The sequence below is a fragment of the Flaviramulus basaltis genome, assembly GCF_900114265.1.
Classification (GTDB): domain Bacteria; phylum Bacteroidota; class Bacteroidia; order Flavobacteriales; family Flavobacteriaceae; genus Flaviramulus; species Flaviramulus basaltis.
This window is the reverse complement of the sequence record NZ_FPKV01000001.1, coordinates 341,362-354,151: the sequence shown is the minus strand read 5'-3', so window position 1 is coordinate 354,151 and position 12,790 is coordinate 341,362. Positions and strand designations below refer to the sequence as shown.

General features: G+C 32.9%; 14 protein-coding genes and 1 pseudogene. 10 read left to right on the top strand and 5 right to left on the bottom strand.

Going from position 1 to position 12,790, the window contains the following annotated elements; translation table 11 throughout:
* Positions 1 to 44: 44 nt before the first annotated feature.
* The 8 genes and pseudogenes from BT151_RS01600 to BT151_RS01565 all read left to right on the top strand — a co-directional run bounded on the left by BT151_RS01600 (position 45) and on the right by BT151_RS01565 (position 5,349).
* Positions 45 to 362: a hypothetical protein gene (locus BT151_RS01600; RefSeq protein WP_072399959.1), complete on the top strand. Its 318-nt coding sequence runs from the start codon at positions 45 to 47 to the stop codon at positions 360 to 362.
* A 69-nt stretch (positions 363 to 431) separates the two neighbouring features.
* A pseudogene (locus BT151_RS01595) lies at positions 432 to 831 on the top strand (DUF1348 family protein).
* A gap of 121 nt (positions 832 to 952) precedes the next feature.
* Entirely contained in the window at positions 953 to 1,624 is a 672-nt protein-coding gene (locus tag BT151_RS01590; protein WP_072399957.1) for a type 1 glutamine amidotransferase domain-containing protein, read from the top strand.
* Positions 1,625 to 1,770: 146 nt separating this feature from the next.
* Positions 1,771 to 2,187, top strand: a complete 417-nt coding sequence (locus BT151_RS01585) for a DUF3995 domain-containing protein (RefSeq protein WP_072399955.1) — start codon at positions 1,771 to 1,773, stop codon at positions 2,185 to 2,187.
* Positions 2,188 to 2,247: 60 nt separating this feature from the next.
* Positions 2,248 to 2,835, top strand: a complete 588-nt coding sequence (locus BT151_RS01580; protein ID WP_072399953.1) for a Crp/Fnr family transcriptional regulator — start codon at positions 2,248 to 2,250, stop codon at positions 2,833 to 2,835.
* A gap of 94 nt (positions 2,836 to 2,929) precedes the next feature.
* Positions 2,930 to 3,625, top strand: a complete 696-nt coding sequence (locus BT151_RS01575; protein ID WP_171946596.1) for an MBL fold metallo-hydrolase — start codon at positions 2,930 to 2,932, stop codon at positions 3,623 to 3,625.
* A 63-nt stretch (positions 3,626 to 3,688) separates the two neighbouring features.
* Entirely contained in the window at positions 3,689 to 4,684 is a 996-nt protein-coding gene (locus BT151_RS01570) for a beta-galactosidase (RefSeq protein WP_072399949.1), read from the top strand.
* 89 nt (positions 4,685 to 4,773) lie between these two features.
* Positions 4,774 to 5,349, top strand: coding sequence for a Crp/Fnr family transcriptional regulator (locus tag BT151_RS01565; RefSeq protein ID WP_072399946.1), 576 nt, complete (start codon positions 4,774 to 4,776; stop codon positions 5,347 to 5,349).
* 5 nt (positions 5,350 to 5,354) lie between these two features.
* Here the strand turns inward: BT151_RS01565 and BT151_RS01560 are convergent, their stop codons facing one another.
* Positions 5,355 to 5,714, bottom strand: coding sequence for an MmcQ/YjbR family DNA-binding protein (locus BT151_RS01560; RefSeq protein ID WP_072399944.1), 360 nt, complete (start codon positions 5,712 to 5,714; stop codon positions 5,355 to 5,357).
* A gap of 2 nt (positions 5,715 to 5,716) precedes the next feature.
* Positions 5,717 to 6,607, bottom strand: a complete 891-nt coding sequence (locus tag BT151_RS01555; protein ID WP_072399943.1) for a LysR family transcriptional regulator — start codon at positions 6,605 to 6,607, stop codon at positions 5,717 to 5,719.
* A gap of 99 nt (positions 6,608 to 6,706) precedes the next feature.
* Between BT151_RS01555 and BT151_RS01550 the strand changes: the two genes are divergently transcribed.
* Positions 6,707 to 7,318, top strand: coding sequence for an FMN-dependent NADH-azoreductase (locus BT151_RS01550; RefSeq protein ID WP_072399941.1), 612 nt, complete (start codon positions 6,707 to 6,709; stop codon positions 7,316 to 7,318).
* A gap of 67 nt (positions 7,319 to 7,385) precedes the next feature.
* Positions 7,386 to 8,399 carry an NAD-dependent epimerase/dehydratase family protein gene (locus tag BT151_RS01545; RefSeq protein ID WP_072399939.1) on the top strand — a complete coding sequence of 338 codons (1,014 nt, stop codon included), beginning with the start codon at positions 7,386 to 7,388 and terminating at the stop codon, positions 8,397 to 8,399.
* A gap of 155 nt (positions 8,400 to 8,554) precedes the next feature.
* Here the strand turns inward: BT151_RS01545 and BT151_RS01540 are convergent, their stop codons facing one another.
* The 3 genes from BT151_RS01540 to BT151_RS01530 all read right to left on the bottom strand — a co-directional run bounded on the left by BT151_RS01540 (position 8,555) and on the right by BT151_RS01530 (position 12,754).
* Positions 8,555 to 9,379 (bottom strand): carbohydrate-binding family 9-like protein, encoded by an 825-nt coding sequence (locus BT151_RS01540; RefSeq protein WP_072399937.1) that lies wholly within the window; start codon positions 9,377 to 9,379, stop codon positions 8,555 to 8,557.
* Between the two features lie 202 nt (positions 9,380 to 9,581).
* Positions 9,582 to 11,045 carry a sulfatase family protein gene (locus BT151_RS01535; protein WP_072399935.1) on the bottom strand — a complete coding sequence of 488 codons (1,464 nt, stop codon included), beginning with the start codon at positions 11,043 to 11,045 and terminating at the stop codon, positions 9,582 to 9,584.
* 272 nt (positions 11,046 to 11,317) lie between these two features.
* Complete coding sequence (locus BT151_RS01530; protein ID WP_245794683.1) at positions 11,318 to 12,754, bottom strand: arylsulfatase; 1,437 nt, start codon at positions 12,752 to 12,754, stop codon at positions 11,318 to 11,320.
* Positions 12,755 to 12,790: the final 36 nt, after the last annotated feature.

Genomic DNA, 12,790 nt, shown 5'->3' with positions numbered 1-12,790 from the left:
TAACATATTTGAACAATCAAGTTCAGTATTAAAATAAATATATTATGAGTAGTTTAAAAAAAGTATTTGTTTACACAGAGTTACAATTTTCAGTACCATTTGAAGATGTTCCTTGGAAAAAAATCAATGAAGGAATTAAAAAACAAGAAGGGTTTGTAAGAAAGACATGGCTTTCGGGATTAAATTCAGGAACCGTAGGTGGTTTATATGAGTTTAATTCGTTGGAAAGTGCTCAAAAATTTGCGTGGGATTACTTCCCTAACGAGCCAAGAGCATTTGGTGTGAGTTTTCAGACAAAGCTTTTTGACGGAGAAATTGTAGAAGCGGCAAGTAGAGATATGAATTCGCCACACTATGATTAAATTGCTATTATCATTCTTAAAAAACAAGAACCCAAATAAAGGGTTCTTGTTTTCTTTATAAAATTAATTATGAAAGAAAAAAGATACCCTATTCCGCCATTTAACATGGAAACTGCACAAAAGAAAGTGAAATTAGCAGAAGACGCTAGGAACACTAAAAACCCAGAGAAAGTTGCATCAGCATATACAATTGATTCAGAATGGAGAAATAGAGATGAGTTTATAAACGGAAGAGAGGAAATTAAAAAAATTTCTAGAAAAAAAGTGGGAGAAGGAATTAAACTATAAACTTAAAAAAGAACTATGGGCATTTTCAGGAAATAGAATCGCTGTTCGGTTTGAATATAAATGGAGTAATAGTGAGGGGCAATGGTTCCGTTCATATGGAAATGAAAATTGGGAGTTTGATGAACATGGCCTAATGAGCAAAAGATATGCAAGTATTAATGATATAGCAATTGATGGCTAATTCAAATGGATTACTTATAAAATGGAAAACCATTGTCATATAACAATACTTAAAATCTTTCCAAACAATAAATTTATAGAGTTGAAAAGCAATTAAGCTTTCAAATTAAAATTTAAAACATATGAAACATATATTATTTATAGTGACTAGTACTAATGTTACTGGTACTGGTAATCATGCAGCGGGTTATGAGTTTTCTGAAATAGCCGACCCTTATTTTGAGTTTGTCAATAAAGGGTTTGCCATAGATTTTGCAAGTATTCTAGGAGGAGAGCCACCCTATGTAGGTTATGATCCAAAGCAACAAACCAGCAAGGAATTTATAGAGGGTAATGGGTTTAAGCGACTTAATTTTAGCCATAAATTAAGCGATATTGATGTTTCAGCTTATGATGCCATTTTCTTTCCAGGTGGTTTAGGTTTAATGACGGATATGGTAGACGAACCTCGGGTAAAAGAAACTATTAAAAATACATACGAAAATAATAAGATTATTGGGGCTGTATGTCATGGACCAGCTGCCTTACTTAATGTCACGCTCTCTGATGGTAGCAATTTATTGGAAGGAAAGAAGATTAATTCATTTACAGAAGCTGAAGAAAAAATTGATGGCCATACATTGGGTGATGTAATTCCGTTTATGCTTGATGAAGAATTGATTAAACAAGGAGCGATGTTCTATCATTCTAAACCCTTTGAACCGTATGTAATTGTTGACGATAATATTGTAACAGGTCAAAACCCAGCTTCAGCTTCTGGTGTAGCAAAAAAGATGATAGAATTGTTAACTTAAAGAATTGATAGATTATTTAATAGCAAGAAGAGAGGCTCAAATTGATATAGATGCCTCTTTTTTTGTTGATGAAATTGCAAGTTCACTAATGAAAATTTTTGTAGGATGTTTTTATAACTTTGTACAATACAACAAACAAAAATAGTATGTTACCAGTTTTATTAAGTATGATATTAATTGCTTTAGGTATTATTCATTTTAATTGGGCAACTGGTGGAACATTTGGCTTTTCAGAATCATTACCTACCAAGGAGAATGGAGAAAGAGTACTAAACCCGAGTAAAATAGATAGTTTTATTGTTGGAATTGGGCTAACGCTTTTCGGCTTTTTTTATTTATTACAATCAGGATTTATTGAACACAATCACCTCCCCGAATGGGTAATGAGGTTTGGTGGCTGGGTAATTCCAATCATTTTTCTTTTAAGAGCAATAGGTGAATTTAAATATGTTGGGATTTTTAAGCGTGTGAAAAAAACGAAATTCGGGAGATTCGACACGAAACTATTTTCACCTTTATGTTTAATAATTTCAATATTGGGTATTATAAATCAATTAGTATAAATCAATTAGCATAAATAAATTAGTAAAAGAGATAATTGAACAATTAAGATCTTTATTAGAATGATGAACAATGATATAAATACAATTCTACTTGATAGTATAAAAGAAGTAACAATTATTTCTGATAAAGAAGTTGAAATTTTGACTTCAGTTTTTCAAAGCATCACCAAGAAGAAAAAAGAATATTTGGTTAAAGAAGGCTCGTTATCACCAAATTTATATTTCATAGTCAAAGGGTATGTAAGATGTTTTTACATTGAAAACGGCAATGAAATAACAACACAAATTTATTCCACTAAAGATTTTGCGACCTCATTTGAAAGCTTTCTTAACAATGAATACTCAAAAGAATATATTCAATGTACTTCCGATTGTACTTTATTAAGTATTTCAAAGTCTGATTATGATAAGTTGTACCAAGAGGTTTCAAACTGGTCAACCTTTTGTAAAAGCGTATATGAAAAACATATAGTTAAAATTTCCGAAAGAGCTAATTCCCTTCAGAATTTATCCGCATCAGATAGATATTTAAGGCTATTAAATACCCAGCCCAATATTGCTTTAAATACAGCAGTAAAACACTTGGCTTCTTATCTTGGTATAAAACCACAATCATTAAGTCGCATTCGAAAGGAGGTAATTAAGTAACAAATGTGATTTTTTTGGAACTAGGATGCTCATAATTTTGAAAAAAAATAAAATTATGAATAGCGTAATTCCAATATCAATTTGGTCAAGAGGTATGATAAATTGTTTCTTGATTAAAGGGACTGAAAAACATATACTGGTTGACACAGGCATTCCAAATAGTGAGAATAAAATCATAGCACAATTGAATAAACAGGGTGTCAATAAAAAAGATATTGGATTAATAATTGTTACTCATGCTCATATTGACCATTTTGGAAGTGCTTATAAATTAAAACAACTTTTACAAGTTCCCATTTTGGCACATCAATTGGATGTAGAATCATACATAACAGGCAAAGCAGATATTTCAACCATGAAACTCAATAAGCCTCAATGGTGGCTTTTTAAGCAAATAATTAAAAATCAAAGTACAGAACCATTCCAACCTGATATTTTAATTAATGGAGATGCTGAATATAATTTAAAGGAATGGGGTACTAACGGTAAAATCATTCACACTCCAGGGCATACTCCTGGATCCTTGTCTATAATTTTGGAAAATGGGGAAGCTATTATTATGGACATGATGGCATCTGGAATTTTACTTGGTGGAGTAATGTTTCATGAACGAATCAAACATCCTCCTTTTCATGATAATATTATTGAATTAAAAAATAGCTTTGAAAAGGTTTTATCTCTTAAGGCAGAGGTGTTTTATCTTGGTCATGGAGGTCCAGTAAATAAATCCCAAATAATTAGATACTACAATAAATATCTAAAAAATATCAGTAATACTAGTTATGTATAAACAAGATTAAACCTTTTTATTGAATTATTATCTAACTGTCAATAACCTAAAACAAATTTACCGATGAATAGACTCTTACTTTCTTTATTGCTCATTGTGTTTTTCTCTTGTGCTTCGAGAGATGATGACATAACATCTCAAAGCAATAACAATATTAGTAAACCCAAAGGCTTATTTTCTAGTTCTTTTGGCAATGAATCAGCTCTTGACAATAATCAAATCAAAGGTTCTTTGATACGTGTAACATGGAGTGATATTGAACCCAGTGAAGGAAACTATGATTTTTCTATAATAGAACAGTTTCTTGTTTCAATAAAATCAAGAAACTTAAAATGGAGTTTAGGGGTAATTGCTGGTGGCGACAGCCCAAATTGGTTAATTGATTCTTATGGAGTAGATTATTTTGAAATTATGGGCTTTGATAATACCTTAAAAAGAATACCAAAAATATGGGACACAAGAGCTAATGAAAAATTAGCGCTTTTGGCTCAAGCGCTAGCAAACACATATAAAAATGATGAAGATTTGGTATTAGTGTATGTACCTCAAATGACGGCAAACGGAATAGAAGGCCATTTTAATGGTGTTTCTACAACAGAATTAACAAACGCTGGGTTTACAGCAGACAAATGGGTAGAATCTGTAAAAGAGACGGCGAATATTTTTGCAAATGCATTTTCAAATAAAGCCATAGCTGTTGAAGTGCATGACATTATGGATGATACCTCAATACCAAACCGAATTATGACAGACTTATGGAATGATAGCGCCTTGAACCATCGTGTTGGAGCTGCCATTTGGTGGATTTCCGGAAAGATAACTTACCAACCCAATCTGATAAATGCTCTTAACTCTTTTCAAGGAGATATATATGCACAGGCAATTGGTAGATCTGATCAAACTGAAAGATTTGAAGATAATGATTACACTACCATTTTCAGTCAAGCACAAACAATGGGTGTTAGATATGTGGAACTTTGGGAATATGAATTTGTTTACAACACGTTCCCAACTGAATTTGAAAATTTTAATAATTATACAAGCACAACCTTTGAGTAATCTGCTTTATAGCTACAAGGGAAAGCGAAGAATAGCAATATTTATAGTACAAACTGTCAACACAATAAAACTATTCTTAACTTTGTAAAATGCATGAACAATTAATAAACTTAATTTCTCAAAGTGTAACAATTGCCGATAAAGATAAAGTGTTATGTAAGCAATTTTTTGAGCCTGTCCTTTTTCCTAAAAATCGAATTGTAGAAGAGGAAGGAAGTATTCCTAAACATCTGTATTTTGTAGTATCAGGCTTTGTTCGATTGTTTCATTATAACGACAAAGGCGATGAAGTTACAACACATATCAACTGTCCACCTGGGTTTATCACTTCATATTTTAACTTCATTAATAAAACTAAATCAAACGAAAATTTAGAGTGCATTACAGAATGTGAACTACTTAAAATTACCAAAGAAAATTTGGATATATTAATACAACAAAGTACAGCGTTCAAAGATTTTAGTATATTGGTTTTTCAAGAATCATTGGCATACAATGAAAACCGTTCAAAAGAATTGGCAACCCTCACTGCAGAACAACGCTATCAAAATCTCATTGAAAACTATCCCCAGATATTATACAATGTTCCTTTGCAATACATCGCTTCGTTTTTAGGAATGAACCCCAAAAGTATGAGTCGTATACGAAAACAGGTTGTTAAGTAGAGGCTTCATATTTCTAATTCCAAACGAACCCTCTTCGGTAGTTTAGCTACTACTAAATTATACGATTCATCAATCCATTTGTAAAGCAATGGGTCAGGAATGGAATTATCCATAATAATACGGTTCCAATGGTTTTTATTCATATATCCGGGTAAGGTCACTGCAGAGTATTTAGCCCGAAGGTCATCTACTCTGTCTGGACTACATTTTACACTAATACTAGCAAAAGTTGACACATCGGTTGCTGTGAACATTTTGCCGCCAACCTTAAAAACCAAAACGTTGGGCAGGTTTTTTGGAAAAGGAAAAGATTCCGTTACTCCTCGTTTTTTGATGCAATAATTTCTATAATCCTCTATATTCATACTTATTTAATATTAAGAGCATTGGTAAGCAGGTTAATTTCGTAATGGTAATTGGTGGTTCTCTTGTTTACCCATAGTAATTTACAATTCGGTTTTTTATTGTCCATAAACATAGGCTTTATAACTCCGCTTTCTACAGCATTTTTACCAATATAATCAGGTAATACAGCTAATCCGTGACCAGCACTCATCGCAGAAACAATATCCCTAAAAGAAGGAAAAACATACTTTGCCATTATTTGTGGTCTACTGTTGAAATTGGTTTTCCAAAAATCTGTTATGTACGGTAGGTCATTATCATACGCATACCACAATTGATTGGATAACCATTGTTGGATTTCTTTAGCGTTCGTATTGTCCATTTTTTTAAAAGGAGCATCATCATACAATTTTTTGGAAGCATAGAGAGATAGTTTGCTTTCCGCTATGAGTGAAAAATTGTGGTCATATCCAGTGTATTCCCTGTCTGAAACCATTAAATGAATTTTATCTTTTTCTAAATAAGTAATCAGTTCTTCCATGTCGCCAAACTTAAATGTGAGAAACATATTTATTTCTGGCAATTTTTTTAAAATAAATTGATGGAAAAAATCATAGGAACAACCCACTACGATAGATGGGCAATTTTTGCTGCTTCCTCTCCTGAATTTTTGTTCTGATTTTTCTAATCCTTCAATGAACCCTGCAATTTGTGAATACAAAAATTTCCCGTATTCCGTTGGTAGCATTCTTCGAGCTGTACGCTCAAAAAGTTGCTTTCCTACTTCAGCTTCCAAAGCCGTTATTTGTTTGCCTACTCCTGGTTGCGACATATACAATTTCTGTGAAGCAGTTGTCAAACTTCCGTACTCGTAAACATAGGTAAAAGTACGATACCATTCTAAATTAACCATATTACTTAAGTTATACAAAACACTAATATAAGTAATTTTAATTATACATATAGCTCCCCTACATTTGCCAAACATTATTTAACTTTAAAAACCATAATTATGTCTAAAACACTTCTAATTAATTATACTCCACGCATAGGTTCCAATACAAAAAAGCTTGTTGACACTTTTAAAGCATTTGCGAACGGAAATACGGAACTGACGATTTTGGATTTGTCAATTACACCGCCAGATCTTTTGTTATTTGAAACGCTTAATACTTTTTTAAAAGCTAATTATTCCGAAGAAACATTAACTAATGAAGAGGAAATGTTACTCAAAAAAAATAACACAATGACCGCAGAACTCATACAATCAGATTTTATAGTACTAGCTTTCCCGATGTATAATTTTTCTGTTCCAGCTACAGTAAAGGCGTGGTTGGATGCAGTAATACAGATGGGTAAAACATTCACGATCAATAGTGAAGGATTTCAGGGATTATGTTCAAATAAAAAAGCAATGATTCTCACAACAACTGGGTATGAAGTTGGTGAAGCAGATTTTGCTACACCACTTACAAAAACCTCTTTAGGTTTTATGGGCATTGAGTCTGAAGACGTTGTAATACAAGGTCTCAACCAGTTTCCTGAAAAAGCAGATAAACTTATTGAAGAAGCAAACTTAAGGATAGAAAACATCTGTAACAGATGGTACCAAAATAGTAATTAAGTAACATTTGCGAAGTGCCCTTTAATAATCAATGTTGAATTTTGTACCATAATTAAGCATTAAAAATATGGTACATAAAAAATTAGCATTGGTTACGGGTGCTAACGGACATTTAGGGAATAACTTGGTAAGATTCCTGATTGATAAAGGAATTCCTGTTAGAGCTTCAGTTCGATATCTAAAAAACAAAGAACCATTTTTAGGGCTCGATTGTGAAGTGGTACAAGCCGATATTACGGATAAAAAATCATTGGTCAGTGCATTACAAGGCGTTGAAACGTTTTATGCAGTAGGCGCAGCGTTCAAGCTTTGGGCCAAAGATCCAAAAAAAGAAATTTATGATGTTAACCTTGAAGGTACTAAACTTCAAATAGAAGCCGCCGCGGAAGCGGGCGTAAAAAGAATTGTGTATGTAAGCTCCATAGCAGCATTGGACTATTCCAAACTACCAACCAAAGAAAGTTACGGTTATAATCCAGACCGAAGGGATATGTATTACAACTCAAAGAATGATGGAGAGATTTTGGCGTTTAAATTGGCCAAAAAGCATAACATTGAATTAGTTGGCGTATTGCCTTCAGGTATGATAGGTAGCGAAGCATTTGCTCCTTTAAATGTTTCTTACAACATCATCTATCTAATTTTGAAAAAAGAGATTCCAGTTGAAACCAACATTACCATGAATTGGGTTGATGTAAAAGATGTTGCCAAAGGTTGTTACTTGGCTGCAACAAAAGGAAGAAGTGGTGAACGTTATATTTTGGCCAACGAAAAATGCATGTCTTTAAGAGAAACTACAAAAATAGCACAAGAGCTGTATCCGGAACTTAAAATTAAATTACCAACGTCAATTCCAAAATCAATATTGTTTACTGTAGCTTGGTTGATGGAAATTGGAAGCAAAATAAGTGGAAAGGCACCACTGCTGACAACAAAAGATATAGCAATGTTTTCGGGACTACAACAAGACTTTGATATTTCAAAAGCCAGAACAGAGTTAGGTTTCGACCCAAAAAGTCCAAAACAAGTTGTAATTGAAGCAATTAAATATCTGCAAGAAAATAGAACTCGTTTTAGATAATAGCTAAAAAGTAATTTATAGTTAATTACGATAGATTTTGGTTTTGAATTTAAATTTTTGAAAAATGATCTTGAGAGTGTTCTAAAATAGGAAGAAAGGAATAAGGATTTTAATTAAAAGAAAAGGCTCCTTATCCTTTCTTTTCTACAACTTATTTAGTTAGAATTTAGTGTGGTTTTATACTCAACAAAATAAAGAAATCCAAATTTATTTGGATCGTGAACATCTATTTTTTTTTCGTCAACGGGGAATATTGAAGATGTGATTCTTCGATTGCCTTCAATTTCGTTACGTTCTTGCCTTAAGGCTAAAAAAGTCCATTTAGCTCCTGCTTTAACTGGGGCATAGGTGTCTATTTTAAAGAACAGTTTTAGCGGTATTGCCAATTCCATTGTCCAACCTATGTCAATGTCTGAATTATCATTTAGTGTTCCAGTATGGGTAGTCTCTACTTGGAAATCAGGATTAAAAGCCTTTAGCACACCTTGTTGGCCTTTGTAGAAATTTGTCATAAATAAAAAGTCGTTAGACGTTTTATATAGATTTACTTCAAACCCCATATGTGTATTCAATATATCAGGTGCTGGAGCTAAAAAAATCTCGGCACAATCGTCAAAATATGGTGTCCCATCCCTTGTTTTTTCACGTGCTGTTAAATATTTGTCATTGCACTCGAAAAACACATATAAAAACGCATCGTCCCACAGCATTCGAAATGCGGTTTTTTGCTTATCATCATCTTTCATAATAGAGTCATAATGATAAAAATAATCAAATGTGGCAACTTCTGTTTTACTCCAATCCAGCTCATCTCTTTTTCCATCAATTATCATATTAGTAGTGGTTTTAGATGCTTTAAAACTGGGTAATTCGGGTTGTATAACAGTTGTAGTTGATGTGGTTTGCTCTTTTGTTATGTTTTTACAACTCACATAAAAAAGAAAAGGTATACATAAAATACTAAAGATGGTTTTTTTCATCATAAATGTTTTGCTTCCAATTAATATAAAAGGCAGATTTACTTCTATTGTCTAAGACATTGTGAAGCCTAGAAGAACGTTGTGTGTCATAATAGTGATCGATTTTTCCAATGTTCAATCACATTTATAGGTCTTTCATAAATCTTTTCTTTACAAGAAAAAATATGTGTTATTATAATTGAGACTGTCAGATGAGTTTTTCTCATATTGAAGATTTATTTGTTGTTGTGTTCTCCTTTTGTAAAGTTTGAAAACCTATCTCTACGCCTTTTAACATTTCTTGATATAATGCTGGTTTTTCTTTTTTTACCCATTCTAACAAACCAACACTACTTGGTATAATAGGGAAATAGGTAGTATCTGTTGGTTTCATTTTTTTATCAAAACACAGTGTTTTTTCTCTCATCTTTTTTAAAATCTTTTGATAATTAATATTATCGGCAAGATTATTTAATTCCAAAGGATCATTTTCCAGATCATACAATTCCTCTTTAGGCTTGGTTTTTTGAAAAAAGAACTTTTCTTTTTCTAATAGTTTATCTTCTTTATTAAGGGTTCTCATGATGTGCAATGCAGGACGATAAAATTCCAAATAGGCTTGATGTGCGTCAAAAGGAATTTCAGGTTTGTCATTTCTAATATATTTCCAATTACTTGAGGTAATTGCACGAGATTTTTCATCTATTTCATCCCATAAACTTCGCGTAGCATACACATAATCACGTGAAAATCTTTCATCAAAAATAGGTTTGCCCGTCATATACTTGGGAGTCTCTATTCCTGCAAAGTCTAATATTGTAGCTGTTATATCTGTAGCACTAACTATATCTTTTCTAACTTGCTTGCCTTGTAAACCTTTTGGATGATAAACGATTAGTGGAATATGTATTCCTGAATCGTGCAAATAACCTTTTCCACGAATATTACAACGTCCATTATCTCCAATAAAAATAACGATGGTATTTTTCGCCAATCCTTTGTCTTCTAATTCTTTAAAAATCATACCTACCTCGTTATCTATATATTCAATTTGATCTAAATATTTAGCCCAATCTAAACGTGTAACTGGATGATCCGCAATGTAATCAGGTAATTCTACTTCATCTGGGTTTACTTGGTGCTTTGATTTTTTCCTAATTGAATTCCACCAATCCCCTCTATGGGTTGCTTTTAACTGTATTTGTGCAAAAAATGGTTGGTCCTCTTTTTCAAAATAATCCATTTTATCAAATAGTCCAAAATTTTCTTTACCATCCCATTTACCAATGTCTTTGGATTTAAAGTTTACATCAACCTTTCTTCCCATTGACATAACTCCGTGATGTCCTAAAATACATGTGTAGCCTTCTTGACGCAAATAGTAAGTAAAAGGCTTGTATTTTTCATTTAAAGGGATATCCCTATTGCTTCGATGATTATCTGCGTTGATTATTCGTTGGTGTACTCCTGTCATCATTGCTGATCTACTTGGAGAACAAATAGAATTTGTTACAAAACAATTATCAAACCGTATACCTTCGGAAGCCATTTTGTTTAGATTGGGGGTTTTTACAGCTTTTGTTCCGTAACATTCCAAATCTAAACTAATGTCTTCTGCCATTAGCCATATAATATTGGGCTTAATTTCTTTATCAGATACATTTGAAGATTTTTCTTTGCAATTCAAAAAGCAAAATAGAAAACTCGTAACAAATAACAATTTTCTTGGTGTGCACATTTTGCTTTTCATTTTTTATTTCTTTTTATTAATGGGAATTCAGTATTCTTTGTTCGTGCTATATCCATTTTGGTTTTGAGGTTTACAGAAACGTCAGGAAAATTATAAATAAGATTGTTTTTCTCTGAAGGACCGTAATTTAAGATATATAGTTCTACAAAATGAACCAGCTTCCAGTTGTTCCTTATTAATACTTGAATAGGACCTTGTCTCTCATATCTTTAATTAATATCTAAATAGGTTTCCTGGGCAAAAGTAAACACATCGGAATTTGTCCTTGCAGTTTTAAAAATGCTCTCCATTTCCTTAACAATATCCATATGTTCAGTAGAGACATCATATTGTTCTCCTACATCTTTTGATAAATCGTACAACTCTAGTGGTGCATTCGGATCCGCAAGAACATTATATTTAACCGCTTTCCAGTTGCCTTTTCGCACTGCTTGTCTACCTCCTTTTTCATGAAACTCCCAATACAAATACTCGTGTTTTTTTTGAGTTCTTGTATCCCTTAACAAGGTTGGCAAGAATGAAATGCCATCTATGTTGTTAGGTAGATCTGCTCCTATAATGTTACAAAAAGTTGGAAAAACATCCCAGAAAGCAGAGATATGGTCTGAAGTAGTATTGGGGTCAATTTTCCCTGGCCAACTGGCTATCATGGGTACCCTAATACCTCCCTCATACAAATCTCGTTTATATCCTTTGAGCTCTCCGTTACTATCAAAATAATCAGGGTCGGCGCCTCCTTCTTGATGAGGTCCATTATCCGAGGTAAAAATTATTATAGTGTTTTTTTCAATCCCCAACTGTTTTACTTTATCCAGAATTTCTCCAACCTGCTGGTCGAGAATTGAGAGCATAGCCACAAAAGCTGCATGGCTTTCTTGCTGAGATTCGTAGGGTCCATTTCTGTATTCGGGGCCATTATCAACACCTTTATATGCTTTCTCCGGTAAATATTTTTCTCTATATTTTTTTAAAATGCTTTCCGGTGCGGCAAGCTCTGCATGAGGTATTATTGATGCTACATATAAAAAGAAAGGTTTGTCTTTATTTGTTTCAATAAAGTCTATTGTTTTTTCATGAATAAGATTAGGGGCATAGATTTCTTTTTTATGTCCTGCATTTCCTCTTAAGCTAATAGAATCTCTATTTGACCATAAATGATGAGGATAATAATGATGTCCTAAACGTTGACAGTTGTAGCCAAAAAAAGTATCAAAACCTTGATTTAGTGGCTCTCCTTCAGAGCCAGGGAAACCTAATCCCCATTTGCCAAAAGCACCTGTTGTATATCCTTTTCTTTTCAGCATTTCAGCTATGGTATAGGTAGATTCTGGAATAGGGTATTGTCCTTCGGGCTTTATTTCTTTGTTCCCTCTAATTGCGGTATGACCTGTATGCATGCCAGTCATTAAAGAAGAGCGAGATGGTGCACAAACAGTACTTCCTGAATAATGTTGGGTAAATAGCATGCCACTAGAAGCCAAGCGATCGATGTTTGGGGTTTTAAATTTTTTTTGGCCGTAGCAACTCAAATCACCATATCCTAAATCATCTGCAAGAATATAAATAATATTTGGCTGTTTCATATTTATACCTGAATCCGTTTTTTCAATACTTCCTTTAATCCGGTTTTCGTTTTTACAGGACATTAAATGAAAGCCAGTGATAATTAAAATGCCGATGAA

What these genes read in the sequence shown, in the direction of transcription:
- BT151_RS01545 (WP_072399939.1), top strand. Translation starts at nt 7,386, where the DNA reads ATGGTACATAAAAAATTAGCATTGGTTACGGGTGCTAACGGACATTTA.
- BT151_RS01590 (WP_072399957.1), top strand. Translation starts at nt 953, where the DNA reads ATGAAACATATATTATTTATAGTGACTAGTACTAATGTTACTGGTACT.
- BT151_RS01585 (WP_072399955.1), top strand. Translation starts at nt 1,771, where the DNA reads ATGTTACCAGTTTTATTAAGTATGATATTAATTGCTTTAGGTATTATT.
- BT151_RS01555 (WP_072399943.1), bottom strand. Translation starts at nt 6,607, where the DNA reads ATGGTTAATTTAGAATGGTATCGTACTTTTACCTATGTTTACGAGTAC.
- BT151_RS01530 (WP_245794683.1), bottom strand. Translation starts at nt 12,754, where the DNA reads ATGTCCTGTAAAAACGAAAACCGGATTAAAGGAAGTATTGAAAAAACG.
- BT151_RS01550 (WP_072399941.1), top strand. Translation starts at nt 6,707, where the DNA reads ATGTCTAAAACACTTCTAATTAATTATACTCCACGCATAGGTTCCAAT.
- BT151_RS01565 (WP_072399946.1), top strand. Translation starts at nt 4,774, where the DNA reads ATGCATGAACAATTAATAAACTTAATTTCTCAAAGTGTAACAATTGCC.
- BT151_RS01600 (WP_072399959.1), top strand. Translation starts at nt 45, where the DNA reads ATGAGTAGTTTAAAAAAAGTATTTGTTTACACAGAGTTACAATTTTCA.
- BT151_RS01560 (WP_072399944.1), bottom strand. Translation starts at nt 5,714, where the DNA reads ATGAATATAGAGGATTATAGAAATTATTGCATCAAAAAACGAGGAGTA.
- BT151_RS01580 (WP_072399953.1), top strand. Translation starts at nt 2,248, where the DNA reads ATGATGAACAATGATATAAATACAATTCTACTTGATAGTATAAAAGAA.
- BT151_RS01570 (WP_072399949.1), top strand. Translation starts at nt 3,689, where the DNA reads ATGAATAGACTCTTACTTTCTTTATTGCTCATTGTGTTTTTCTCTTGT.
- BT151_RS01540 (WP_072399937.1), bottom strand. Translation starts at nt 9,379, where the DNA reads ATGAAAAAAACCATCTTTAGTATTTTATGTATACCTTTTCTTTTTTAT.
- BT151_RS01575 (WP_171946596.1), top strand. Translation starts at nt 2,930, where the DNA reads ATGATAAATTGTTTCTTGATTAAAGGGACTGAAAAACATATACTGGTT.